General features: G+C 64.3%; 18 protein-coding genes. 12 read left to right on the plus strand and 6 right to left on the minus strand.

Translation table 11 applies throughout. The annotated features are described in order from the left end of the window. The first annotated feature begins 17 nt into the window (after positions 1-17). The 9 genes from galB (at position 18) to J2X24_RS09495 (ending at position 13,856) form a co-directional block, all read left to right on the plus strand. Positions 18-2,699 carry a beta-galactosidase GalB gene (gene galB / locus J2X24_RS09455; RefSeq protein WP_209720098.1) on the plus strand — a complete coding sequence of 894 codons (2,682 nt, stop codon included), beginning with the start codon at positions 18-20 and terminating at the stop codon, positions 2,697-2,699. A 42-nt stretch (positions 2,700-2,741) separates the two neighbouring features. After that, positions 2,742-4,367 (plus strand): tetratricopeptide repeat-containing sulfotransferase family protein, encoded by a 1,626-nt coding sequence (locus tag J2X24_RS09460; RefSeq protein ID WP_209720101.1) that lies wholly within the window; start codon positions 2,742-2,744, stop codon positions 4,365-4,367. Positions 4,368-4,550: 183 nt separating this feature from the next. Further along, positions 4,551-7,115: a TonB-dependent receptor gene (locus J2X24_RS09465; protein WP_209720104.1), complete on the plus strand. Its 2,565-nt coding sequence runs from the start codon at positions 4,551-4,553 to the stop codon at positions 7,113-7,115. A gap of 155 nt (positions 7,116-7,270) precedes the next feature. After that, a complete protein-coding gene (locus J2X24_RS22840) occupies positions 7,271-8,587 on the plus strand; it encodes a tetratricopeptide repeat protein (RefSeq protein ID WP_310003141.1) in 1,317 nt (438 codons plus the stop codon). 140 nt (positions 8,588-8,727) lie between these two features. Further along, positions 8,728-9,300, plus strand: coding sequence for a hypothetical protein (locus J2X24_RS09475; RefSeq protein ID WP_209720111.1), 573 nt, complete (start codon positions 8,728-8,730; stop codon positions 9,298-9,300). Beyond that, positions 9,297-10,913 carry a secretion protein gene (locus J2X24_RS09480; RefSeq protein ID WP_209720114.1) on the plus strand — a complete coding sequence of 539 codons (1,617 nt, stop codon included), beginning with the start codon at positions 9,297-9,299 and terminating at the stop codon, positions 10,911-10,913. The genes J2X24_RS09475 and J2X24_RS09480 overlap by 4 nt, the downstream gene beginning before the upstream one ends. 22 nt (positions 10,914-10,935) lie before the next feature. Continuing rightward, complete coding sequence (locus J2X24_RS09485; RefSeq protein WP_209720117.1) at positions 10,936-11,430, plus strand: hypothetical protein; 495 nt, start codon at positions 10,936-10,938, stop codon at positions 11,428-11,430. A 24-nt stretch (positions 11,431-11,454) separates the two neighbouring features. Next, positions 11,455-12,423 carry a hypothetical protein gene (locus J2X24_RS09490; protein WP_209720120.1) on the plus strand — a complete coding sequence of 323 codons (969 nt, stop codon included), beginning with the start codon at positions 11,455-11,457 and terminating at the stop codon, positions 12,421-12,423. Next, on the plus strand, positions 12,423-13,856 hold the full coding sequence (locus J2X24_RS09495) for a hypothetical protein (protein ID WP_209720123.1): 1,434 nt from the start codon (positions 12,423-12,425) through the stop codon (positions 13,854-13,856). The genes J2X24_RS09490 and J2X24_RS09495 overlap by 1 nt, the downstream gene beginning before the upstream one ends. A 168-nt stretch (positions 13,857-14,024) precedes the next feature. Here the strand turns inward: J2X24_RS09495 and J2X24_RS09500 are convergent, their stop codons facing one another. The 4 genes from J2X24_RS09500 to J2X24_RS09515 form a co-directional block, all read right to left on the minus strand. Beyond that, positions 14,025-17,177: an efflux RND transporter permease subunit gene (locus J2X24_RS09500; protein WP_209720126.1), complete on the minus strand. Its 3,153-nt coding sequence runs from the start codon at positions 17,175-17,177 to the stop codon at positions 14,025-14,027. Positions 17,178-17,186: 9 nt separating this feature from the next. Next, the gene (locus tag J2X24_RS09505) at positions 17,187-18,431 is read right to left on the minus strand and encodes an efflux RND transporter periplasmic adaptor subunit (protein ID WP_209720129.1); all 1,245 of its coding nucleotides are present in this window, start codon (positions 18,429-18,431) and stop codon (positions 17,187-17,189) included. Then, entirely contained in the window at positions 18,428-19,705 is a 1,278-nt protein-coding gene (locus J2X24_RS09510; protein ID WP_209720132.1) for a TolC family protein, read from the minus strand. Before J2X24_RS09510 ends, J2X24_RS09505 begins: the two co-directional genes overlap by 4 nt. Positions 19,706-19,802: 97 nt before the next feature. After that, positions 19,803-20,201 (minus strand): hypothetical protein, encoded by a 399-nt coding sequence (locus tag J2X24_RS09515; RefSeq protein ID WP_209720135.1) that lies wholly within the window; start codon positions 20,199-20,201, stop codon positions 19,803-19,805. Between the two features lie 176 nt (positions 20,202-20,377). On the opposite strand from J2X24_RS09515, the gene J2X24_RS09520 reads away from it, so the two are divergent. From J2X24_RS09520 to J2X24_RS09530, 3 genes are all read left to right on the plus strand, one after another. Further along, a complete protein-coding gene (locus J2X24_RS09520) occupies positions 20,378-21,442 on the plus strand; it encodes a LacI family DNA-binding transcriptional regulator (RefSeq protein WP_209720138.1) in 1,065 nt (354 codons plus the stop codon). Between the two features lie 306 nt (positions 21,443-21,748). Further along, positions 21,749-22,519, plus strand: a complete 771-nt coding sequence (locus J2X24_RS09525) for a FadR/GntR family transcriptional regulator (protein WP_209720141.1) — start codon at positions 21,749-21,751, stop codon at positions 22,517-22,519. 105 nt (positions 22,520-22,624) lie between these two features. After that, positions 22,625-22,822 (plus strand): hypothetical protein, encoded by a 198-nt coding sequence (locus J2X24_RS09530; RefSeq protein ID WP_209720144.1) that lies wholly within the window; start codon positions 22,625-22,627, stop codon positions 22,820-22,822. Positions 22,823-22,838: 16 nt separating this feature from the next. Here the strand turns inward: J2X24_RS09530 and J2X24_RS09535 are convergent, their stop codons facing one another. Continuing rightward, the gene (locus J2X24_RS09535) at positions 22,839-24,104 is read right to left on the minus strand and encodes an MFS transporter (protein ID WP_209720147.1); all 1,266 of its coding nucleotides are present in this window, start codon (positions 24,102-24,104) and stop codon (positions 22,839-22,841) included. Positions 24,105-24,249: 145 nt separating this feature from the next. Continuing rightward, entirely contained in the window at positions 24,250-25,299 is a 1,050-nt protein-coding gene (locus tag J2X24_RS09540) for a lactonase family protein (protein WP_209720150.1), read from the minus strand. Between the last annotated feature and the right edge of the window lie 181 nt (positions 25,300-25,480).

Raw genomic sequence — 25,480 nt, forward strand, 5'->3', positions numbered from 1 at the left:
CAACGAAGGAGACCACCATGCGCTTCGCCAAACCGTCTGTTTTCGCGATCATGGCGGCGCTCATGCTCGCGTCCCCGGCGACCGCCGCCCCGCGCGAAAGACTGTCGATCAATGACGGCTGGCGCTTTACGATGGGCGATCCCGAAGGCACCGGCGACAAGCTGCTCTACGACATCCGGCCCGTGGTCGACAAAAGCGCCGACGGCAAGGAGGCCGACGCCCGCCCTGACGCCGCGGTCAAGGTCGATGCCGGGACGCAAACCGTCCTCAAGCCGTGGATCCTGCCGACCGCCAATCCGCTGATCAAGGACCCGGCCAAACGCCACCTCCGGCCGGCTGGGGATCCCGGCAGCGATGTCGCTTATGTTACCCCTGGTTTCGACGACAGCGCCTGGCGCAAGGTCACCCTGCCCCACGACTGGGCGATCGAAGGCCCGTTCCTGAAGGAAGGCCCCTATGGCGGCATGGGCCGTCTGAAGACCTGGGGACCGGTGTGGTATCGTAAAGTCCTCGACATTCCCGCCGCCGACAAGGGCAAGTCGGTTTTTCTCGATATCGACGGTGCCATGTCCTACGCCACGGTGTGGCTCAACGGCCGGCTGGTCGGCGGCTGGCCCTACGGCTATTCGTCGTGGCGCGTCGACCTGACGCCCTATCTCACCGTCGGCGGCAAGAACCAGCTGGCGATCCGCCTCGACAACCCGCCGGAGTCGGCGCGCTGGTATCCCGGCGCCGGGCTTTATCGCAATGTCTGGCTGACCAAGGCGAACCCCGTTCATATTGCGCAATGGGGCACCTTCGTCACCACGCCGGAGGTTTCGAAGACCTCGGCGACCGTGGCGCTCGACGTCGCCATCGACAATGACAGCGCCGCCGACACCGAGGTCAGCGTCGCGACGAAACTCTACGTCCTTAATGCCGATGGCAGCCGCAGCAAAACGATCGCCGCCAGCATCGCGTCGGCCACAGCGCGCGTCCCTGCCAAGGGCAAGGCGCACCTGAAGGGCACGACGGCGCTCAGCAATCCGCGCCTGTGGGGGCCACCGCCGACGCAAACACCCAACCGCTATGTTGCGGTCACCACGGTGACCAGCAAGGGCAAGGTCATCGACAGCTATGAAACGCCGTTCGGCGTGCGCGAGGTGAAATTCGATCCCGACAAAGGCGTCTTCGTCAATGGCGAGCGCATCGAGCTGAAGGGCGTCAACAATCACCATGATCTCGGGTCTCTGGGCGCAGCATTTAACGTCCGGGCGGCCGAGCGCCAACTGGAAATGCTGCAGGAAATGGGCGCAAACAGTCTGCGCATGAGCCACAATCCGCCGGCGCCGGAATTGCTGGAACTCACGGATAAGATGGGCATTCTGGTCATCGACGAGGTCTTCGATTCGTGGGAGCGCAAGAAGACGCCGCTCGATTTCCACCTCGTCTTCCCCGACTGGCACGAGCCAGACCTGCGCGCCATGTTGCGCCGCGACCGCAATAATCCGTCGGTCATCCTGTGGAGCGTCGGCAACGAGGTCGGCGAGCAATATACCGGGCAGGAGGGCGCCGCCATCGGGCGTAAACTGGTCGAGATTGTGCGCGAAGAAGACCCCACGCGGCCGGCGACCAACGCCATGAACTGGGCCCAGGCCGACATGCCCCTGCCGGCCGAGATGGACGTCATCAATCTCAACTACCAGGGCGCCGGCATCCGCACCCTGCCCGGCAAGTTCCCGGCTTTCCGCCAGAAGCATCCGGACAAGGTCATCATCACCAGCGAAAGCGCCTCGGCCCTGTCGAGTCGCGGCGAATACCAGTTCCCGGTGCCGGGCGTGTATAGCGCCGCCGTTCGCCCCGGTGTCGGCGGCGATCCCAAGACCAAGCAGGTCAGCGCCTATGAGCTGTTCGCCGCCGACTTCGGCACATCGGCCGACCGGTCGTGGTCAGCGCAGGATCAACACCCGTATGTTGCCGGGGAATTTGTCTGGACCGGCTTCGACTATATCGGCGAACCCACACCCTATTACGACGCCCGCAGCTCCTATTCCGGCATTATCGACCTGGCCGGCTTCAAGAAGGATCGCTTCTGGCTCTATCAGGCGCGCTGGAAGCCGGACGTGCCGATGGCGCATATCCTGCCGCACTGGACGTGGCCGGGCCGCGAAGGCGAGGTCACGCCCGTGCACGTCTTCACCTCAGGCGACGAGGCCGAACTGTTCGTCAATGGCGTCTCACAGGGCCGCAAAAAGAAAGCCCTTTACGAATACCGTCTGCGCTGGGACTTCGTCACCTATCAGCCCGGATCGGTGAAGGTCGTCACCTACAAGAACGGCAAGGAATGGGCGACAGAAGAAGTCACGACCGCCGGCGCGGCCGCAAAACTTGATGCGAGCGCCGACCGCACGACCATCGCGGCCGACGGCAAGGACCTGTCCTTCGTCACGGTGCGCATTGCGGATGCGCAAGGCCGGATGTCGCCGCGCGCCAATAACCGCATCCGCTTCCGCATCGAAGGCCCCGGCGAGATCGTCGCCACCGACAATGGCGATCCGACCAGCTTTGAGTCCTTCCAATCGCCGGATCGCGACGCCTTCAATGGCCTGGCGCTGGTTGTCGTCCGTGCCCGCAAGGGCCAGGCCGGCAAGATCGCCGTCCATGCCGAGGCCGACGGCCTGACGGGGTCGACGGTCGCCCTGACGGCCCGCAAGCCGTAAGAGCGATTTACAATCGCGCGCAGGCGGGGCAAGACTTTGGCAATGTCCAAGTCCTCCCCGCATTCGCTCGACGCCCGATCCGCCCGCGCCATCAACGCCGGCCTGCGCAATCCCCGGCTGATGACCGCCGCCGTGGCACTTCAGGAGAACCGCATCGACGCCGCCGAGCCGCTTTTGCGCGCGCACCTGAAGGACGACCCGTTCGATGTCGCCGCCATCCGCATGCTGGCCGAGGTCGCCGCGCGTATCGGCCGCTGGCGCGATTCCGAAAACCTGCTGCGGCGCGCGCTGGAGTTGTCTCCCGGCTTCGGCGCCGCGCGCGCCAACCTGGCGACCGTCCTCTACCGCCAGGGCCGCGCCGCCGACGCCATCGCTGAACTGGACCAGTTGATCGGGCCGGAAATCGACGCGGAAAATTTCGGTGCCGCCAATCTCAAGGCCGCCGCGCTAGGCCGGATCGGCGAATTCGAAGAGGGCATCGCCATCTACGAGGCACTGCTCAACGAGCAGCCCAACCAGCCCAAGGTCTGGATGAGCTACGCCCATGCGCTCAAGACGATCGGCCGCACCGATGACGGCGTCAAAGCCTATCGCAAGGCGCTCGCCATCGCACCGCACCTCGGCGAGGTGTGGTGGAGCCTGGCCAACCTGAAGGTCGTCCGGTTCAGCGACGAAGATATCACCGCCATGGAAAAGGCCCTGGCCGATCCGAATTTGAGCGACACCGACCAGCTGCATCTCGACTTCGCGCTCGGCAAGGCGCTGGAGGATCGCAAGGACTACGCGGCCTCCTTCGCGCGCTATGACAGCGGCAATGCCATCCGCCGCAAGTCGAACAGCTACAAGGCCGCCGACACCACCGCCTTTGTCGATGACTGCATCGCCCTGTTCACGCCGGAGTTTTTTGCCGAACGCCAGGGTTGGGGGTGCCAGGCAGCCGATCCGATTTTCGTGCTCGGCATGCCACGCGCCGGCTCGACCCTGATCGAGCAGATCCTGTCGAGCCATAGCCAGATCGAAGGCACGCAGGAACTGCCGGATATCCCGGCCTTGGCGCGGCGCGGCGGCAACTACCCCCAGCGCCTGAGCGACCTCCCCCCGGAAACCTTCAAGACGTTGGGTGAGGAATATCTCAGCCGCACCCGCATCCATCGCAAGAGCGGCCGGCCGCATTTCGTCGACAAGCTGCCCAACAACTGGGTCCATACTGGCTTTATCCGCCTGATCCTGCCCAATGCGACCATCATCGACGCGCGCCGCCATCCCCTGGCCTGCGGCTTTTCCAACTTCAAGCAGCACTTCGCACGCGGCCAGGATTTCAGCTATGCGCTCGACGACATGGGGCGATATTATGCCGACTATGTGCGCCTGATGACGCATATCGACACCGTCCTGCCAAATTTTGTGCACCGCACAATTCACGAGCAGTTGATTGACAGTACCGAGACGGAAATCCGCGCCCTGATTTCGGCGTGCGGACTGGAATTCGAAGAGGGCACCCTGCGTTTTTTCGAAACCGACCGCGCCGTACGCACGCCGTCGTCCGAACAGGTCCGCCGTCCGATCAATCGCGACGGAGCCGATGCCTGGCAAGGCTTTGAGCCGTGGCTTGATCCACTGAAACAGGCTCTGGGCCCGGTATTGGATGCCTATCCCAAAGCACCATAACACCGTTTCCGCAAGGTCAATTTTTCGGCCGGAAATTATTCCGTCTACGGATAAATGTGCATTTGCACGATCGTGACAAAAGTGACACGGTATTGTCACGACAATCCAGGTGCGCCGTATACCAATTGACGTGTGATCACATTGATCTTCTATCTTCGCGTCAAGCAACAATGCGGGGTTATCATGCGGTCAAGCACACTTACGGCAGCACTGCTGTCCACCACCATGCTCAGCGCGCTGCCGGTTTTGGCGATGGCGCAAGACGCGCCCGCGGCAGGCGATCAGGGCGATGTCATCGTCACGGCCCAGAAACGCTCCGAAAAGCTGCAAACCGTGCCGATCAGCATCCAGGTGCTGGGCACCAAGAAGCTGGACCAGCTGAACGTTGCCGACGTCAACGACTACGTCGCCCTGCTGCCGTCGGTGTCGTTCCAGAACAACCCCTACCAGGGCTCCAGCCTCTATTTCCGCGGCGTCGCTTCGGGTGGCGACGGCAACCACTCGGGTTCACAGCCCTCGACCGGCGTCTATCTCGACGAACAGCCGGTGACGACGATCGGTGGCGCGCTGGATGTCCATATCTACGACGTCGAACGCATCGAATCCCTGGCCGGTCCGCAGGGCACGCTCTACGGCGCCTCGTCCGAAGCCGGCACGATCCGCATCATCACCAACAAGCCGACGCGGTCCGGCACCTTCGGCCGCTTCGATGTCGAAGCCAATTCGGTCGCCCATGGCGGCACGGGCGGCAAGATCGAGGGCATGTTCAATACGCCCCTCTCTAGCAACGCGGCGCTGCGCCTCGTCGGCTGGGCGCAGCACGACGCCGGCTTTATCGACAACGTCCCCGGCACGCGCGCCTTCCTGCCGGTCCCGGGCGGGATCGTCGTCGACAACGACGAATTCGTCGAGGAGGACTATAACGACAAGGATATCGTCGGCGGCCGCGCCGCCCTTTTGATCGACCTGAACGACAACTGGACGGTCAATGCCTCGCTGATCGCCCAGGACGCCAAGCGTAATGGCGCCGGCGGCTTCGACGAAAGCGTCGGCGACCTCGAGGTCCAGGCCTTCTTCCCGCAGTCGGGCCACGACCGCTTCGCCCAGGCCGCCCTGACGGTCCAGGGCAAGGTTGGCATATTCGACGTCACCTATGCCGGCGCCTATATGGAGCGCAAGGTCGACACCGAATCCGACTATACCGACTACGCCGAAGCCTATGACCAGCTCTATTCGGGCAATGGCGGCAATGCCGGTTACTTCTATTTCTACGACAGCAATGGCGATATTACCGATCCGCGCCAGTGGATCGTCGCCAAGGACAAGTACACCAAGACCAGCCACGAGCTGCGCGTCGCGACACCGGCCGAGAAGCGCCTGCGCTTCGTCGGCGGCCTGTTCTTCCAGCACCAGACCCACGACATCCTGCAGGACTACAAGGTTCCCGGCCTGGCCGCCGCCGTCTCGGTCAACGGTCATCCAGGCACGCTGTGGCTGACCAAGCAGGAGCGGATCGACCGCGACAGCGCCATCTTCGGCGAACTCAGCTTTGACATCACGCCGGACCTGACGCTGACCGCCGGCGGCCGCGCCTTCTCTTACGACAACTCGCTGATCGGCTTCTTTGGCTTCGGCCTCAATCCCGACTTCGTCAATGGCGCCCCGCCCAACGCCGTCTACGGCTCTTCGGGCGCGCGCCGCTGCTTTACGACAGATACCGTCGGCGCCGTCAATCCGCGCGATCCCACGGGCACCTGGATCGCACCGGCGGTCGAGGGTTCGCCCTGTACCAACCTTGGCGTCCAGAACGCCGACGGCTCGGTCAGCCCCAAGCACGCCAAGGGCGACGGCTTCTCGCCCAAGATCAACCTGACCTGGCGCGCGACGCCGGACACCATGATCTACGGCACCTATTCCAAGGGCTTCCGTCCGGGCGGCATCAACCGCCGCGGCACCGTGGCGCCCTATGAGGCCGACTTCCTGACCAATTACGAGTTCGGTTGGAAAACCAGCCTGTTCGACAAAAAGGTCCGCTTCAACGGCGCCATCTTCAGCCAGGACTGGGAGGACTTCCAGTTCTCCTTCCTGGGCGCGAACAGCTTCACCGAAGTGCACAATGGCCCGAATGCCAAGATCAACGGCATCGAGGCCGACCTGGTATGGACCGCGACCGACAGGCTGACCATTTCGGCCAGCGGCGCCTATACCGACGCCAAGACGACCGAGAACCTGTGCGGCTTCCAGGACGACAACGACCCGACCTGCACGGGCGTCGTGACGACCTATGAGACGCGCTACGACACCGGCTCGCCGGTCCTGACGCCGACCGACAATGACAACTATGTCGCGGCGCCCAAGGGTACGCGCCTGCCGATCACGCCGGAACTGAAGCTCAGCGCCGTCGCCCGCTACACCTGGGAGATGGGCAAGTACGCCCCCTACTGGCAGCTGAAGGTCGCGCACCAGTCGGACGCCACCTCCGACATCCGCACCCAGGCGATCGAGATCGGCACCTTCGCCTTCGTCAATCCGGCGGAAAAGCTCGGCAAGCTGAAGGGCTACACCACGATCGACTTCGCCATCGGCGCGTCGTGGGACAGCTGGACGGCCGAACTGTTCCTCAACAACCTGACCGACGAGCGCGCGCAGCTCGGCCGCTATCAGCAGTGCGGTTCGTGCTATGAGCGCAACTACGTCATCACCAACACCCCGCGCACCTTCGGTGTCCGGCTGGGTTCGAAGTTCTAACAGGACATTGTCGTAAGAAAAGAAGCGCGGCCCTCCATCAGGGCCGCGCTTTTTTGCATTGATTTTCCAGTGCCACAAAAGACCTTTTGCGGTGGAGGAACATTGGTATATTCCATTCCAGAATGCATCTCATGCCATGCCGGGAGGGCTATGCGGTGTCAACAGGTCGGTTAGATGGGTGGAAGTCCATCGGCGCGCACTTCGGGCGTGACCGCACCACTGTCATGCGCTGGGCGCGCGAACGCGGCATGCCCGTCAAACGCATTCCCGGCGGCAAGACCGGCACCGTCTATGCCGTCAGGGAAGAACTCGACCGCTGGGCCGCCAGCCAGTCCAACCTCGGCGACGATGCGGCGGGGACGCCTGCCGTACCCGTCGGCTTTCGCCTGACGTCGCGGCAGCTGTGGATCGGGGGCGCCGCAGCCGGCCTTGTCCTGGCGGGCACCATCCTCTCACTTTTACTGTTGGACCGTCCCGCGCCATCACGCACCGCCCTGCCGTCCGACCCGGCCATCAGCGCCGCCTATCTGAAGGCGCGCGACGACTGGGCACAGCGCACGCCGGAACGGTTGACCGCCGCCATCACCGGCTTTGAACTGACCACGCGCCGCGACCCAAACTTCGCGCCCGGCTGGTCGGGGCTGGCCGACGCCTACCTGCTGTCGCGCGAATTCGGCGCCATGGCCGATGGCGACGCCTTCCCCAAGGCCAAGGCCGCCGCGGAGCACGCCCTGGCGCTTGACCCAAGCCTTCCGGGTGCGCACCGGGCGCGCGGCTTCATCCTCTACTGGTGGGAAGGCAAGCCCGCCGAAGCCGGCCGCGCCTTCCGCCGGGCGCTGGAACGCGATCCGTCGTCCGCCCAGACGCACTTCTGGTACGGCAATATCCTGGCCGACAACGGCCAGCACGTCGCAGCGCAAAAGGCACTCAACGCCGCCCGTCTGATCGAGCCCGGATCGGTGGCCATCCAGACGGACCTGGCCTGGGCGCGCTGGTCGGCGGGCGACGAGGCTGGCGCGCAGGCCGCCCTGACCGAGCTGGCGAAGGCCCATCCCGACTTTCCGGTCATCCACGACTGCCTGGCGGTCATGGCGCTGGCCGACGGCGACTATGTCGGCTACGTCCAGTCCCTGAACGCATATGCCCGCCTGCGCCAGGACACGGCCCTGATGTCCCACGCCGCACGCCTGCGCGATGCGCTGAAGGTCGGCGCCACGGAGGTGCAGCACCTGTTGATGGTGCGCGCCATGGCCGAGATCGCGGCGGGCACGCGACGCACCCACGCCTGGCCGGTCTTTCTGGCCTCGGTGGCGCAGGACCGCCAACAGACCCTGACCCTCCTCAAGGCCGCCGATGCACGCGGCGAGGTCTGGGGCGACGCCGGGGTGACGGCGCGCATTCTCAGGCTGTGGATCAATGATGCCGAGATCAGCCAGCTGGTGCGGCGGCGCAAGGCGGCCTCGGTGATCTGATTCAGGTCCGCACCTCGGTTTGCGACCGCCCCTCAGCCACCACAAACCCCTGTTTGCAACACATTGCGACATGGTCATAGCGCCAAAAAGCGCCCACGTTTTCAGGGACTTGCAACCCCCGGACCGTGGAGCCGCCAAGGATGGCCAATCCCCCCGCCAGACTGACACGCAGGGCGCTGATCGGCGTTGTCCCGGCCGCCATTCTGGCGTCCGGAACGGCTGACGCCGCCGCGCGCTTCGTCGCCTATCCGGGCGTCAAAGCCGTATTGCAATCGCGCCAGACCGGGCTGTTCCGCATCGCCGAACTGGGCGTCATCGAAACGCTTCTGCTGTGCGTCAATGGCTTGGCCGTAGAGGTCCATGCCCGGCGCAACGGCATCTACCAGAAGAAGGACCGCACGCGATCGCAAAGCGCGCGTGAGATCGCGCCGGTCGATTTCAACCGGCTGATCACCGCGGCTGGCGGGCTCGACACGGCCATCAACGGCACGGCGCGCGCCGCCGGATTCTACGCGCTCTACAACGCCATGGCGGGTTTAAGCAGCGACGCCTTCGCCGTCGTGCCGGTGGCGGGCGATACCGCGGCGCGGCTGCCCTTCTCCACCGACCCGTACTTCGCCGCCTGGTCGTTCGCTTACGACGTCCGGTCCGGCGCTTATGCCTTCAGCGCCGGAGACATCCGCGCCCACTGGATTCTGGAGGGACATCCATGACCAAGACTGCATCCCATATGCTCGCCTGTACCCTGATACTGGCCGGCCTGTCGGCCTGCGCCACCACTGGCGGAACCGCCGCCACGGCACACGAGGCCGACGGTGGCTTGAGCACCGCCGCCCGGGCGCTGCTGGCGGGAGATACGGAAAAGGCGGTGCGCGGCTTCGGCGACGCGGCGGCGCGCAACCCGGCCGACGCCAACCGCCAGACCCTTTTGGCCCTCGCCTCGCAACAGGCGGCCGGCGGCGATCCCGGCGCCCAGGACGTCGCTGCCGCCGGCTACGACATGGCCCTGCGCAGTTCGCAGAACGCCTACTGGGCGGCTGTCCTGGCCGGCAAAGCCGCGCACGATCGCGGCCGCTACGCCCAGGCGCAGTCCTATTTCGCCCGCGCCGTGCTGATGCGCCCCGATGATCACCGCGCCCTGCTGGCTTTAGCCATTTCGGCCTATCTGGCCGGCGATCCGCAACTGGCGTCGCTTAGCGCCGTCCAGGCCGCGCGCTCGCCCGACGCAGCCGTGCGCAAGGACGCATTGAAGATCTCGGCGCTCGCCTCGGCCGCGACCGGCCGGGACGCCGAAGCGCGCGCCACGCTCTCGCAATTCCAGGCTTTGGCGCCCGACGAAGCGCCCGCCGTGCTGACGCGCATCAACGAACTGACGCGCACCAGCGCCGCCGAACCGGCCACGGCCGCCACTCCGCAAACCGCCCCCGCCACGCCCGACCAGGTGTCGGTCGACGTCGCCATTATCCTGTCGCAGACCGCGCAGCGCGACAGCATCGGGCTCAACCTGCTCGAAGGCCTGCAGGCGCAGTACGGCTTCCGGGAAGAAACGGTCGACAGCGGCGGCGGCAATATCGCCCGCACCGTCACCCAGGCGATCACCATCCCGCAACTGACCTATAATCTCAACCTGTTCAACCGCTTCGGCCAATATTACCAGGTCGTTGCCCGGCCGATGCTGAGTGCGTATCGCGGCGAGCCGGCGGACTTCTTCGTCGGACGTTCGGCCAAGGTCGCCGTCACCGGCGTCAACTTCTCGCAGTTGGAATCGATCGACATCGGCACCAATGTCAAGGTGACGCCGCTCGACATCACGCCCGAACGCAGCCGGCTGAAGATCGAGGTGACGCGCTCTTTTCTGTCGGCCGAACCGGCCGGCAATTTCAACGAAGCCGTCAACACCTGGCGCCAGACCGTGTCGACGACGGTCGAGGTCGACTTCGGCAAGACGCTGATCCTGTCGGGCCTGTCCGAAAGCGTGCGCGATTCGAGCGCGACCAAGACGCCGGTCATCGGCAATGCGCCGATCGTCGGATCGCTGTTCAACCGGCGCATCACCACCGACAAGCGCGACGCGGTGCTGATCCTGGTGACGCCTTCGGCCGTCACGTCATTCGACGCTCGCCCCTGGGCGCGTCCGGTCGATGTCAAGCGCCTGATCGGCCTGTGGACCACGGTCGTGGCCCCGGGCAGCGACGCCGCCACTATTACGCAACAGCTGGAACACGCCCGCCTGTTCACGCGCGGCCGCAAAGACGATGCCCGCCTGACCTGGCCCAGCCTGCCGCGCGACCAGGGTGAAATCGTCAAGGACCTGCTTATCCCCTAACTCCAAACTGAGAGGTGATGTCATGCGTAGAGTGCTTATCGTACCGGCCATCCTGTCCAGCCTGCTGCCGTTGAGCCTGCTCAACAATGCTCCCGCCGAGGCCAAGCAGGACTGCGTCGCCGTCATGCAGCTGGTCGGCGTTCCCGCCGATGTCGCCACCGCTTCCGACGAAAGCGAAGGCGATGAGGACGGCGATGGCGATGTCTGGATCAACCAGGGCGGCGGAAAGATGATCGGCTTCATCGACTGCAAGAAGATGCCGGGCGCCAAGAACGGCGATACCTACACCCAGAACTACGACACCGGCAAGACGCGCAAGACCGGCAACGACCCGCACACCGCGCTGATCGGCATGGACCTGCGCAGCCGCAGCACGTCGGGCACCTCGCGCTCGTCGTCCAGTTCCTCGTCGTCGAGCCAGACCGGCGCCAGCCGCCCCGCCACGTCGGGCAGCAACGACGGCGCCGCCCCGACCGTCCCCGGCAAGAAGCGCGCGCCCGTTAAGGCCGCGCAATAAATCACAACACCACAGGAGACACCCATGCGTACCTTAACCATCGCCGCCGCAGCCCTGCTGCTTCCGGCATTGGCGGCCCAGGCCCAGGACAAGACGGCGCCCGCATCCTTCGAACTCAGCAAGGCCCAGCTGGCGAAAATCCAGCAGATCAACGCCCGTTACGACGCGCAGGTGAAGGCGGGTTTTGCCGGCGACGACAAGACGGTGGCCGCCATGCAGGCCGAACTGAAGACCATCGACGCAATGAAGGACCCCGCCGGCAAGACGTCCGCCATCGCGGCTTACCAGACGAAGTACGCCAAGACCTACAAGGCGGCCCTGGCAAAGGGAAAGGTCAACCTCGCCGCCTGGGCAGGTGAACTCACGGCGGTCACACGCATGGTCTATACCGTCAAGGACGGGACGCACATTCTGGCGACCGCCGCCAGCACCAGCGGCGGCGACCCAGTTCCCGCCACCACGACCAAGACCTTGCGCGCCTCGGATTTCACTTTCGAGAAAGACCTGACCTGCGGCGCCATCGCAGGCGCGGGCGTCACTCTGTCAGGCCTCGACATCACCAATGACACCTGGGCGGCGGAGGTCGGCGGCTGCATGAGCTACGGCATACTCATCCATGCCTTTTCGATACCGTCCGACAAGCGGGCGCAGGTCGAACTGGGCGGAGATATCAGCACGGACGTATGGGCCGTCGGCGTGATCGTCGGGGCGGTCAGTTCGGGATCAAGCGCCCTTCAGGTTGTCGATGACAACGGAAACTATGCCGTCGTCAAGACGACCCATTGCTCGGCCGCGGCGCCTGTGCTGTGGGCCGCGGCCGCCTCATGCGGCTTTGAAAACATCAATCTGTCCCAGCGGATCAGCGAGGCCGGAGACTACGAGATCGTCGCCCGGACCTATACCAGCACGATTGCCGGCGGCGTCGTGGCGGCAACCGCAGCAACCTCAAAGGTCCGGGACCTGTCCGCCAAGATCATCCTGGAGCCCCGCTGATGACCCGCACAATTCTTTGCAATCCTGTCCTTTTCGGTTTTGCGACCACAGTCGCCCTGATGGCCGCATCCTCCGCCAATGCCTCGGTCGAAAGCATGGCGACGCCGCGCGACGGCGACCGCAACTGCACCAACGCCCAGGAAAACAACAATTTCGCCCTGTGGCGCCCCTCTGATGGGCGGCTCGTCATCGGCGGCGAAGGCAAGGCGAAATTCGAATTCTACGGCCATGGCATCGACCTGTCGCCCGACGCCCAGCTTACCGGCATCAGCGGCGCTTCGGCGCGGCGCGTCGATGCGCGGGGCGGGGCGGTCAACGGCGCGCGCGGCTGCGGCAATATCGGCTCTGTCATCGTCGAGATCGACCTGCCGGGCGTGGGGTCGGCGAACAACGGCACGCTGAGGATCGGCTCGGAAACCATTGCCTTCACAGCCACGCCGCGCGTCGCCCAGAATGTCGAATGGGATGACGCCAACAAGGCCGACGGCCGCGCCTCGGGCGGCACTACGGCCGTCAGTACGGCGCCGCCACCGCCGCCACCGCCAACCAGCAAAAACGGCGGGGGCACCTGCACCGGCCCCGGCTGCCCTGGTCCCGCCAACAGCGTCCAGGCGCCGACAAGCAGCGGCTCTACAGTCACCCAGCCGGACACCCGCACCCTGCCGCGCTGCGCCGACGCCTATGGCATGAAGGGCGAGATCAGCAATGTCGGCCGCGATCTGACCCTGACCCTGCCGATCATCCGCACTGGGGCGATAGAACAGTGCTATGGCCGCCACCTGCTGACCCGCTTCGTGACAAAAGGCGTGAACGACGCCACCACGCTGTCCGGTCCGGCGCCCGCGCTCGGCATGACCGCGCCTCCGGCCCTGCACGCCAGCTTCCGCCAGCAGGACGGCCTTAAGGACAAGGCCGGGCTGATCACGCTCGACGACGATGTGTTGAAGACCTTCGTCGGCCGCCAGAGCTTCGACATCGAGATTACTCCGGGTTCGGGGTCGCGCCTGAAGCTGATCCTGAAGTCCGAGCCCGCCTATGGCCCCAAGGCCATCGCCGCGCCGCTCATCAATCCCAATATGGGACGGATGAGCTCCGACATGGTGCTGAAAGTCACGACCTATCAGGCGGCGGGCACGGGCGAAACCTTCTCGTGGCGTTTGACGCCCAACGACGGCGCGCCCGGCAATTGCTTCGTGCAGACCTCGGGTACGGCCACGGCGACTTCGGGCGCGACGGCCTTCGAGTTGCCGCTGCGCGCCACGGAAGCTGCAAACTGCAGCGGCAAGAGTTTCCGGGCGACGATCGCCACCGCCTCGGTCGCCTCACCCGCCGGCACACCATTCGAACAGTCGGTCAGCTTCGTGCTGCAGCCGTTGGCGACAGTCCGCGTCCCGAACCAAAATACACCGCAGGTCACGCGGCCAAGCTTCTAGAGCGATATGGCGAAAAGTGTGAAGCGGTTTTCGCCATAAATATCGCGACAAAGTAAAAACTTAGATCGGGATGATTGCTTCCATCCAAAATCATTCCGATCTAGTTCCCGCATAGTGAACGATGGCGTGTCCTGCAAAAGGGCCGCCATCGCTCTTTTCATTCGCGCGTCAGGTCCCTTTGTCCGCCGCCGCGGGCGCAGCCTTCGCCTTGCCATGCATCAGGGCGTACAGCGCCGGCAGGACCAGCAGGGTCAGGAGCGTCGACGAGACGATGCCGCCAATGACGACCGTTGCCAGCGGCCTCTGCACTTCCGAACCCGCGCCGACATTGAACGCCATCGGCACGAAGCCGAGAGACGCCACCAGGGCCGTCATCAGTACGGGCCGCAGACGAGTCAGGGCGCCTTCATGGATTGCGTCGTCAAGGGGCCTGCCCTCGGCCCGAAGCGACCGGATGAAGCTTAGCATGACCACGCCATTCAGCACCGCCACGCCCGACAGGGCGATGAAGCCCACACCCGCCGAGATCGACAGCGGGATGCCGCGCAGCGCCAGGGCGACGATGCCGCCGGTTAGCGCCAGCGGCACGCCCGAGAAGACGATCAGCGCGTCCTTGATCGAGCCAAACAGCATGAACAGAAGACCGATGATCAGCAGCAGCGCGACCGGCACGACGATCCGTAGCCGCGTGGCCGCCGAGGTCAGTTGCTCGAACGTGCCGCCATAGCTCACCCAGTAGCCTTCGGGCAGGTCGACCTGGGCATCGATCTTTGACCGCAGCTGCGTGACGAAGGTCCCGAGGTCGGCGCCGCGCACATTGGCGGTGACGACGACGCGGCGCTTGCCGTCCTCGCGGCTGATCTGGTTTGGACCATTGACCATCTCGACCCGGGCGACCTCTTCCAGCGGAATGAAGCCCAGAGGTCCCCCATCCCTGTGTTCAAGGGGGATGCGCAGGCGTCCGATTTCGGCGACATTGGCGCGCTGGCTTTCGGGCAGGCGGACCACGACGTCAAAACGGCGGTCGCCATCGAAGATCTGTCCCGCCTCGGTCCCGCCCAGGGCCGTGGCGACCACGTCCTGGACGTCGGCCACACTCAACCCCAGGCGGGCCATGGCAGCGCGGTCGGGTGTGATCTGCAGCATGGGCAGGCCCGAGACCTGCTCGACCTTGACGTCCTCGGCGCCCGGAATCGCGGCCATGACCCGCGCGATATCCTCTCCCGACGCCCGCAACTCATCAAGGTCGTCGCCGAAGATTTTCACGGCAACATCCGAACGCACGCCCGAGATCAGCTCGTTGAAGCGCATCTGGATCGGCTGTGTGAATTCGTAATTGTTGCCGGGGATCTGCTCGACGGCTTCCTGGAGGCGCGCGACGAGGTGGCTCTTCTCTTCCTTGGGATCGGGCCAGTCCTTGCGGTCCTTCAGGATGACGAAGGTGTCGGCGACATTGGGCGGCATGGGGTCGGTCGCCACCTCCGCCGTGCCGATCTTCGAAAAGACGCGCGCCACTTCCGGGAAGGTTTTCAGTCGCGCCTCGAGCGCACCCTGCATGTGCACGGCCTGGGTCAGGCTGGTGCCGGGGATGCGCAGGGCGTGCATGGCGATGTCGCCTTCGTCGAGCTGCGGGATGAACTCCGCCCCCAGGCGCGTCGCCAGCAGACCGGCCAGCAGCGACAGAACGACGGCGCCCGCCACGACCATGACGCGGGCCTTCAACGCCAGACGCAGCAGCGGCGCGTAAAAGGACCGCGCACCGCGCATGACCGCGCCTTCCGTTTCCCGCACCCTGCCCGTGATGAACATGGCCACCGCCGCCGGCACGAAGGTCAGCGACAGGATCAGCGCCGCCCCCAGCGCCATGACGACAGTCGCCGCCATGGGATGGAACATCTTCCCTTCGATGCCCGACAGGGCGAAGATCGGGACATAGACGATGGTGATGATCAGGATGCCGAACAGCGACGGCTTGATCACCTCCGCCGACGCCCTGGACGCCAGGTCGAAGCGTTCGTCACGTGTCAGGAGCCGTCCGAGGTGATGTTGCGCCTCCGCGAACCGCCTCAGGCAGTTTTCCGTGATGATGACGGCGCCATCGACGATCAGGCCGAAGTCGAGCGCGCCCAGCGACATCAAGTTACCGGACACGCGGGTCTCGACCATGCCCGTGATGGTCATCAGCATGGCGATAGGGATGACCAGGGCCGTAATGACCGCCGCCCGGATGTTGCCGAGCAGGACGAATAGGATGACGATGACCAGAAGCGCGCCTTCGGCCAGGTTCTTCTCGACCGTCGCGAGCGTCCGTTCCACCAGGGCCGTCCGGTCGTAGACGGCCACCGCCCGGACGCCTTCCGGCAGGGCCTTGTTGGCCTCCACAAGCTTTGCTGCGGCCGCCCTGGCGACCGTGCGCGAATTTTCGCCGACCAGCATGAAGACCGTGCCCAAAACGACCTCCTTGCCGTTCTGCATCGCAGCGCCCGTCCGCAGTTCCTCGCCCAGCACGACATCGGCGACGTCGGCGACGCGGATGGGCACACCGTCGCGCGTCCTGACGACGATCTGCGACAGGTCGGCGATGGTCGAGGCCTGGCCCGGCACGCGGATCAGAAGCTGCTCACCGCCCTTTTCGACATAGCCGGCGCCGCGATTGCCATTGTTGCGCCCGATCGCCGCGATGACGTCGTTCAACGTCAAACCGTAGGCGGACAGGCGTTCGGGATAGGGCGTGACGTGATATTGACGCTCATAGCCGCCGATGGTGTTGACCTCGGTGACGCCGGGCGTATTGCGCAACTGCGGCCGCACCACCCAGTCCTGGAGCGTTCTCAGGTCTTCGGCGGTATAGGGCTGGCCGTTGGGCTTAATGGCGCCGGGCCTGGCTTCGACGGTGTACATGAAGATTTCGCCGAGGCCCGTCGCGATCGGCCCCAGTTGCGGCTCCAGGCCAGCCGGAAGCTGGCTTCGCACCGACTGGACGCGCTCGCTGACCAACTGGCGGGCGAAATAAAGGTCCGTGCCTTCCTTGAAGACGACGGTGACCTGGCTCAGCCCATAACGCGAGATCGATCGCGTATGCTCCAGGCCTGGCAGGCCGGCGATCGCCGTCTCGACAGGCCAGGTGATGCGCTGCTCGGTCTCGAGCGGCGAATAGCCTTGCGCCTCGGTATTGATCTGTACCTGGACATTGGTGATGTCGGGCACGGCATCGACCGGCAGGCGGGTGAAGTTCCAGACACCGAGCGCCATGAGGCAGAGCACGATGGCCATGACGATCCATCGCTGGCGGATCGATTGAAGGATGATCTTTTCCAGCATCGTCCGTCCCTAATGATCGTGGCTGGCGCCGGACTTTTCGATGTCCGCGCGGATAAGGAAGGCGCCCTTGGTGACATAGGCCGTGCCGGGCTCGAGCCCGCCCAAGACCTCGGTCCATTCCGGCGTCTGGCGGCCGGTTGCGATCATGCGCACCTCATAGGTGTCGCCGAACCTGGCGAACACCACCGGCATGTCGCGGAAGGTCTGGATGGCTTCGGTGCGGACGGCCAGGGCCACGCCCTGCTCGCCAGTGAAGAAGCTGGCTTCGACACCGAGCCCGGGCCGGAAGACGCCCTGGCTGCCCGGGAGGTGAACGTGGGCCATGACCGTCTGGGTGGCGGGATCGGCGCTGGGCAGCACCGTCTCGACCCTGGCCGTGACTTTCGTCGCCTTGTCGAGCGTCCGGACCTCGACCTTCTGCCCGGCGCGGACCTTTTCGGCGTCGCGCGGAAACAGGAAGAATTCGGCGTGCAGCGCATTGGGGTCAGCGATCACATACAGCGGACTGTCATAGGCGACGCCGCCGACATTGGCGTTCTTTTCGACGATGACGCCAGAGATCGGCGCGGGGATCGGGTAGGTCTGCAGGCTCTCGCTCGATTCGACCCGGGCGATGACCTGGCCCTTGCGCACCGCCTGGCCCAGTTCGGCCGACAAGGCCATGATGCGGCCGGGATACCAGGCGCGGACCTCGCTGCGGCCTTCGGGGGTGGTCTCGATACGGCCGGACAGGTCGATGCGGTCACTGAGCGTCGCCGGACCGGCCTGTTCGACCTGGACGCCGGCTGCGACCGCAGCCGCCGGGGCGATTGTCGTGCGGCCCTCGTAGGACGCATAGGTCCAGACATAGGCCTGGCCGCGATATGTCGCGTCGATCCGGACATCGAAGGAGTGCGGTTCCGCAACCACGCCCTGCCCACGCAGATAGTCGCCCTGGGGCGCGAAGGCGAAGCGGTCGACCTTGCCGCCGAGACGCGTCAGCTGCGTTGTGACGGTGACGGCCTTGGGGTCTACCGGCTTGTTTTGCCAATAGGGAAAAAAGCGGAATTCCGGTTCGACCCCGGTCTCATAGATGGTGACTTCAAGCGAGAAGCCGCCATCGCGCAGCAATCGTCCATTGTGCGGGCCGCGTTCGAATTCCTCTTCCGCGCCGTGGCCTTGGCCATCGTCGTCCTTCGGCCTGCCGCACGCCGCCAGTGCCAGGGCCGCCATGCCACCTAAAAGGATGTTACGCTTGTTCATGTTACTGATCATTGTGCCGTCTCCATGTCCGGCAGTACGGCGGCCCATTTGCCGCTCAGGCGCTCGCGGCGGGCCTGTTCGAGGTGAAACTGCTTGAGGATTTCGAGGCGCCGCGCCCTGACCTTGAGGAGCGAATCCTGGGCGCCCATCACGTCGCGATAGGTGAAACCGCCACGGGCAAAGCCTTCGCGGACCTGCGTCACCGCGCGTTCGGCCTGAGGGATGACCTCGGCCTCGATGCGGCGGACCTCTTCGGCGGCATTGACCAGCCGCAGCGTGCTGGCCGCGATCTCACGCGACCGGATACGTTCCGCTGCTTCGATGTCGGTGGCCGCCGCCATGGCTTCGGCCTGCGAGCGCGCGACGGCGCCCTGGTTGGTGTTATAGCGCCCGAGCGGAAGGGTGCCGCCGATCACGAAGGCAAAAGCGTCATCAGCCTTGAAGTGGCGGATGCCGGCCTGCAAGGTCGGGTCCTGGGTGCGGCGCGAGGTTTCGACCTTGATCTCGGCCGCCGCCACGCGTTGCTGGGCGCGCAAGACTTCAACATCCGGCGTTTCAATCAAGGCTGGCGTGGCGCCGGCCGCGCTGACATCGTTGAGCCAGGCGGGATCAAGGTCGAAGTCAGCGCCTCCGTTCCACAAGCTGGCCAGTTCAAGCCGCAATTGCCGGGCCTTGGCCGTCGCCTGATCAAGCGCGATCCGGCTTGAGGCGACATCGCTGTCGGCCAGTGAACCGGCAAACAGCGGGTCGCGCGCGGCCGCGACACGGCGGCCAATTTCAGCTTGCGCTGCCTTCGCCAAGCTCAAGCGGTCGGCGGCCAAGACGGCCTCTGCTTCGGCGGCCATGGCTTCAATCCACAGCCTGTGGGCGTCCCACACGACGTTCCATGTCCGCAGGCGGCCCTGCGCGGCGATCAGGTCGCGCTGCGCCTGCGCCGCGCCGATGCGGGCGGTGCGTTTGCCGCCGCGCTCATAGGACTGCTGGTAGCTGAGCGTCGTTTCGGCCCGGTCGATGCCGCCGTACGGACCGGAACCCAGTGCGTTCTCGACCTCAAGGCCGAGGCTGGGATTGGGGCGGACACTCGCCTGGCGGATATTGGCTGAGGCGGCGGCCAGACGCTGCTGCGTCGCCTGCGCGGCCGGATCGGCTTGCGCGGCCCGCGTCAGGGCGGTGACCAGGCTGAGCGGTTCCGCCCACACGGGCGCGGCTATGACAAGAGACGCGACGGCGGCAGACGCCATGGCGAACGGAAGCGCGCGTTTTCCGCGCGAAGAAAGGGAGATCATCAGAGTCCTCGGTCGAGAGCGTTTCCCGGCGAAGCGGACACCCGTTCGCCGCCAGGTTTTTGATGCGCCGGAGACCGGCGCGCGAAATCAAAAACGCTCAGGCGCGCGGCGGCTGGTCAGGTATGCCGACATATCGGCCGGCGAGGCGGGCGTTGTTACCCGGACGCAGGTCCAGCGCAACGGCGTAGGCGATGGCCTCTATCGGAAAGCCTCCGGCAGGGGTTCCGAACTGGGTTTCGCCGCCGGCATGGTGATGATGGACAGGCCCGCCGTCATGGCTTTCCGGAACAAGATGACCGTCGCAGTCATCGACCTGGCCGTCACAGGCCTTCGCCCATCCGCCATCCGCCAGTTGCATGTCGCCGCTGACCATGTGCTGGATGTTGAGCACATTCGACTGGACCGCGGCAAAACCGGCGTGCAGCATCGCGGCCATGCAGAGCATGGCGCAGACCGTCATCAGTCGAGACAGATATGTGGCAGTTAGAGATTTCATGGCAATGCGACAACCATCGCATCAGAGCATAAGCGCCTTTACAGGAAATGAAAGGCGTTATCTTGTACGGCGATGATGCCGGCAAAACAGCTTTGTGACAAAAAACCAATTTAATAAATGCTGGTTATGAGGCTATTATCCACGAATTGAAGATGGAATAGTTTCGTCGCCGAATCATGGATACTGACGCAAAGCAGCAAACAGCACGGCATCGCCGAGGCGCGGTGACGATCCATGATGTAGCCAGGCATATCGGCGTATCGTCCATGACCGTGTCGCGGGTGATCAACGGCGAAAAGAATGTGCGGGATGAGACGCGCCAGAAGGTCCTGGCGTCCATCAAGGAGCTGAACTACGCTCCCAGCCCGACCGCGCGCACCCTCGCCACCCGCGACCCCGTTCAGCTGGCGGTACTGTACTCGAATCCCTCAACCGCCTACCTCAACGAAGTCCTCCTGGGCGTTCTCATGGAAAGCGGCCGTTGCGGCTGCCGCGTCAGCCTCCAGGCCTGCCGGGACGTCGACGGGGCGGTCGAGGCGCTGGAGCAGTTCAGCCGCTCTGGCATAGAAGGCGTCATCCTTCCCGCGCCCTTGTCGAACTACAATCGCGTCGCCACCACGCTCGAGGCTCTCGGCCTGGCGTCGGTCGGGATCGCGGCCGCCCAGCAGCCGACGGGGCGTACCATTGTCAGCATCGACGATCGCGCCGCCGCCTTCGCGATGACCATGCGGCTGATAGAGCTTGGTCACACGCGCATCGGGTTCATCAAGGGACATCCCAATAACCGGGCAAGCGATTTCCGCGCCGAAGGCTTCATGGCGGCCATGAACGCCGCCGGCCTCGACGCCGATCCGGACCTGATCGTGCAAGGCTATTTCGACTATCATTCCGGCTTCCAGGCGTCGGCCGAGCTGCTGGGACTGGCCAAACGGCCGACCGCGATATTCGCCTCCAACGACGATATGGCCGCCGGCGTGCTTGCCAATGCGCACAGCTTTGGCATTTCCGTGCCTGGCGAGTTGTCTGTCGTGGGCTTCGACGACACGACGGTCGCCACCACCGTCTGGCCGGAACTCACCACGGTCCGCCAGGCGACGACCGACATGGCCGTCCGCGCCGTCGATCTTGTCCTGCAGCAGGTCCGCGCCCAACGCAGCGGCATGGCGTACGAGCCCACCTGGGAAGTGCATCCCTTCGAGATCGTGGAACGCATGTCAACGGCGCCGTTGCCGAAGGCATAGAGCTAGCTGAGCCGGCGGCCGGCTCAATCATGTTATAACATGGCGCCTCCCTGAACGGGATTCCGCCCGCGCACCGACGACGCTCTCTATCGCGCCCGCAGCCTGCTTTTGCTCAAACGCTTTTCCTTGTTCGGATTTCTGAGCAGGCGAGATACCAGCGCTCAGGGTTTTGCGGAATTGTTATCCCATAGTCCCCGTCATAAATAAAAGCTTTCAATATGGCCAAATTTCAGGCTTTATACTCATACAATAACCGTCTTATGTCGTTAGCGCCTGATCATGCTGCACAAAAATCTGAAAATGGACATGTCTCAGAAAGATGGTACCGGTCACATCCTGACGGATTACCCTCCTCTGCCGCGTCTTTCGAACCTTATCTCGCAGCAACTGGGCGTCGATATCGTCAGGGGGCTTTACGCGGCTGGCGAAGCCCTGCCGACCGAGGTCACCCTTGCGAAGCATTGGAACATCTCCCGCTCGGCGGTCCGGGAAGGCATATGCGTCCTGGCCTCCAAGGGCCTGGTCGAAACCCGGACCAAGGCCGGAACGATCGTTACCGAACGGGCGCGCTGGAACCTGCTTGACCCGCTCATCCTGTCGTGGATGCGACTAAGCGATCCGAACGCGTCATTTATCAACGCCCTGCTCGAGCTGAGATACATTATCGAACCCCAGGCCGCCGCTCTCGCCGCCAAGCGTAGGAGCGACGAGGACGTCGATGATCTGCGCAGATTGCTGGACATCATCCGCGCGCCCGGCCGCACCGAGGAAGCCGCGCGAAGAGCTGATCTCCAATTCCACACAACGATTTTAAAAGCCGCGAAGAACCAGACATTCATCCCCTTGATCGATCCGATCGAAGCGTCCGTCGCCTGGTCCCAGACCTACCGCGCCACGCTGAATATCGACGTGCGAAGCTCTGCCAGCAGCTATCTGAGGATCATCGAGGCCATCGCCAGCCATGATGACGCAGGCGCCAGGTGGGAGATGGAAATGCTGATCCGATCGACCATGACGATCGTTACGGCTCAGCAACGCCAACCCGTGGCCGATGCGCCCCTGGTCCTGACCGCCTGATTGCCGGCTGTTCCAACTTCCGCCCCGCCGGAGGTCATACATATACCCACATCGCCCCCTTACGGCATCATATGCAAGATGCCGGACTGAACAGGAGGCCATGCCATGTCCGATTCCAAACCTGACAATCCCCTGAAAGGTCAGCCGCCCGCACCGGATGATCTTCGCGACAAGGACCCTGAGGGGCACAATCCCAACGCATCCTTCCATGTCGAGAACGATCCGAAGTGGAAGAAGCGTCCGGAGCAGTACCCCGCCGCCAAGGACGGCATTGCCAATCCGGACCGGCGTCCGGCCGATTGACCGCGCCGGTGAGCTCTTAAACCGGCTGGACCTCAGCCTTGGCCGTGAGCACGAAATGGCGCCGGTTCACGCTGAGCCAGATGGCGGTCGCCAACCCTATGAGCGCAAGGATCACCATTGCCGCATAGGCCCTGGCGCCGGCAAATTCATAAAGACTGCCGGACAGCAGGGTGACGACGCCCGTCATCAGGCCCGTCGTGTAGGCGGCGTTTACCGTCTGCGCCAGGCCTTCCTGTGATTTCGGCGTCAGGTGGTAGATCAGCTCAAGGCCAGCGATATAGGCCGCGGCGAACGTAAAGCCGTGCAGCAATTGCAGGAACCAGAGCAGCCAGAGCGGCGCCAGCGACATCATGGCCGCCCATCGCACAAGGCCGGCAATTCCCGCCACGATCAGCAACGTCCACGGCCCCAAGCGGTGCTTCAGCCGGCTGGCGAATACCAGGAACACCACTTCGCCGGCCACGGCCGCCGCCCATAGCAGACCGCATATGGTCGAGGAAAATCCGCGCTGCTCCTGCCAGATGATAGTGGAGAAGGCATAGTAGAAACCATGCGCCGCCTGCAGACATCCCGTTGCCAGCAGAAGCAGGAGAAAGCCTTTGTTCCGCAGCAGCTGCTGCAGCGGCTTCACGCCGCCTGAAGGCACGGCGTGGTGAGGCTCGCTCGCCGTCAGTCTGGGGTGTGGCAGCAACAGCCCCCGGCCGCAGACGGCAAGGCCCAGGGCCGAGGCGACGATCCATATGAGCACGATCTGGGTCGTCGACCACTGCAGCACAAAGCCCAGGCAGACATTGGCCGTGACAAAGGCAACCGAGCCCCAGGCCCGGGCGCTGGACTGAGAAAACTTGCCGGCCCGGGCGAGATGCAGCGTCATCGCATCGAGCAGCGGACTGATGTTGTTGATGCAGGTATAGCCGACCAGGTAGAGGACGATGAAGGCTTCGAAGGCGAAGCTGCCATAGCTCCGCCCCGGCAGCATGAGGGCATAGGCCGCGGCGCCCAGCCCCGCCAGGATCAGGATCGGCGAGCGATGGCGCGCGAAGCGTTCCGCCCAAAGCCCCGTCAGCGGCCCCGTCACGGCGCGCGCCAGCAAGGGGATGGCAAGGATCAGCCCGACCTGCTGCGGAGTCATGCCATTGTGGCTCAGCCAGAGGGGAATGAACGGCAGGCTCGCGCCCGTCCCCGCGAACAGGAGCGCGTAGAACAAGGATTGCCGCGTCCGGGTACTGAGCGGCCTGCCTGTCGATGGTCCTGATTGCTGTTCGGAAGACGCCGCATACATGTCCACCTCCGCTGCCGGATGTCAGACATATGCAGAATATCGTCGTAAGTTTTCTATCAGCAACACGGCGGACAAAGTATCATCAGGATCAACGTCTCATATCCGATGTCCTGATAACTCAAAACGCCAAATAATGACGTTATCATTATTTGTGAATTGATGTCATTCTGATCGCGTCCAGCGCCCCGATAAACGCGGCCTGCGGTACCGGCAATGCCGCCTTCCTCTCGCCGATCCGGCCATCGTCTTCGAGCACAAGGACGACAACACTGTTGCCGTTTTGGTGCGCGACAATGATGCGTCCGATCGCCTCAGCGAGATGAAAATGGCGCGGCGACTGGCTGTGCGTCGAGGCATGCTGCAGCAAGGTGATCTGCCCGTCATCCGCGATCGCGAACACCGCCAGGCTGTCGTGTCCGCGGTTGGAGACATAAAGCCGGGTCAGCGCGGCGTTCATTGCGATATGGCCCCCAAGCGACTCTCCGGCATAGCCGTCGGGAAGAGTCGACAGGCGCTGGATTTCCTCCAGCCGGCCATCGGCCGTCATGCGCAGCACAAAGACCTTGCTTCCCAGTTCACTGAGCAGGTAGGCGACCGGCAGACGGGGATGGAAACAGATATGCCTGGGCCCCTCGCCCGGTGGCGCCTGGAAGGCAACCACTGTTGTATCTCCCTCGGCGGCGATGCGTCGCATCAGGACGGAATCCGTGCCGAGGTCGGTGCTATACAACCGGCCGCCACGGAACCTGGCGCAGTGCGCGTGCGGCCCTTCCTGCCTGTCCGGATTGGGGCCGCGCCCGGCATGGGCATAGACCTGTATCGGATCCCAAATCCGGCCGTTCAGGTCGATCCGGTACTGGGCGACATGGCCGCTCTGGTAATTGGCGACCGCGAGGCAGGAGCCATCATCTTCCAGGGCCACGAAGCAGGGCGCGCCACCACAGGTCGGCAGGCTTTGCAGCCTTTGCCAGCCATCGTCTCCGCGCCATAGGCAGGAAGAAACCGTATTGCCGCCTTCGTCCAGCAGGTAATGGACGCCCGTGCGCGGGCTGAAGGCCGCGAACGAACAGTTCTCGATTAACGGATCGGACGCGCCCAACGCCCAGCTGTCATCCTGAGCATTATAATCCAGGAGATAAACGCCCCGTCCATCGTCGGACGTATAGGTGCCGACGAAAAACGTCACGGCGGTCATGGGCGACGGCGGCTCCACCCGAATAGGGCATTGAAGAGTGCCGCCAGCAGGGCAAGAAGCGATGTCATCCGAACCTCCTGTAATATAAGCGCCAGATCGGTATGATTTTAAGTGGAACCGATCTAAGTTTTTGTTTTGTCGCGATATTTAAGGCGAAAACCGCTTACACTTTTCGCCATAT

Origin of the sequence: Asticcacaulis solisilvae, assembly GCF_017875235.1 — a bacterium.
In the GTDB taxonomy this organism is placed as follows: domain Bacteria; phylum Pseudomonadota; class Alphaproteobacteria; order Caulobacterales; family Caulobacteraceae; genus Asticcacaulis; species Asticcacaulis solisilvae_A.

Excerpts from the sequence above, each read along its gene's own strand:
- galB (WP_209720098.1), top strand. The coding sequence starts at position 18 with ATGCGCTTCGCCAAACCGTCTGTTTTCGCGATCATGGCGGCGCTCATG.
- J2X24_RS09460 (WP_209720101.1), top strand. The coding sequence starts at position 2,742 with ATGTCCAAGTCCTCCCCGCATTCGCTCGACGCCCGATCCGCCCGCGCC.
- J2X24_RS09465 (WP_209720104.1), top strand. The coding sequence starts at position 4,551 with ATGCGGTCAAGCACACTTACGGCAGCACTGCTGTCCACCACCATGCTC.
- J2X24_RS09475 (WP_209720111.1), top strand. The coding sequence starts at position 8,728 with ATGGCCAATCCCCCCGCCAGACTGACACGCAGGGCGCTGATCGGCGTT.
- J2X24_RS09480 (WP_209720114.1), top strand. The coding sequence starts at position 9,297 with ATGACCAAGACTGCATCCCATATGCTCGCCTGTACCCTGATACTGGCC.
- J2X24_RS09485 (WP_209720117.1), top strand. The coding sequence starts at position 10,936 with ATGCGTAGAGTGCTTATCGTACCGGCCATCCTGTCCAGCCTGCTGCCG.
- J2X24_RS09490 (WP_209720120.1), top strand. The coding sequence starts at position 11,455 with ATGCGTACCTTAACCATCGCCGCCGCAGCCCTGCTGCTTCCGGCATTG.
- J2X24_RS09495 (WP_209720123.1), top strand. The coding sequence starts at position 12,423 with ATGACCCGCACAATTCTTTGCAATCCTGTCCTTTTCGGTTTTGCGACC.
- J2X24_RS09500 (WP_209720126.1), bottom strand. The coding sequence starts at position 17,177 with ATGCTGGAAAAGATCATCCTTCAATCGATCCGCCAGCGATGGATCGTC.
- J2X24_RS09505 (WP_209720129.1), bottom strand. The coding sequence starts at position 18,431 with ATGATCAGTAACATGAACAAGCGTAACATCCTTTTAGGTGGCATGGCG.
- J2X24_RS09510 (WP_209720132.1), bottom strand. The coding sequence starts at position 19,705 with ATGATCTCCCTTTCTTCGCGCGGAAAACGCGCGCTTCCGTTCGCCATG.
- J2X24_RS09515 (WP_209720135.1), bottom strand. The coding sequence starts at position 20,201 with ATGAAATCTCTAACTGCCACATATCTGTCTCGACTGATGACGGTCTGC.
- J2X24_RS09520 (WP_209720138.1), top strand. The coding sequence starts at position 20,378 with ATGGATACTGACGCAAAGCAGCAAACAGCACGGCATCGCCGAGGCGCG.
- J2X24_RS09525 (WP_209720141.1), top strand. The coding sequence starts at position 21,749 with ATGTCTCAGAAAGATGGTACCGGTCACATCCTGACGGATTACCCTCCT.
- J2X24_RS09530 (WP_209720144.1), top strand. The coding sequence starts at position 22,625 with ATGTCCGATTCCAAACCTGACAATCCCCTGAAAGGTCAGCCGCCCGCA.
- J2X24_RS09535 (WP_209720147.1), bottom strand. The coding sequence starts at position 24,104 with ATGTATGCGGCGTCTTCCGAACAGCAATCAGGACCATCGACAGGCAGG.
- J2X24_RS09540 (WP_209720150.1), bottom strand. The coding sequence starts at position 25,299 with ATGACCGCCGTGACGTTTTTCGTCGGCACCTATACGTCCGACGATGGA.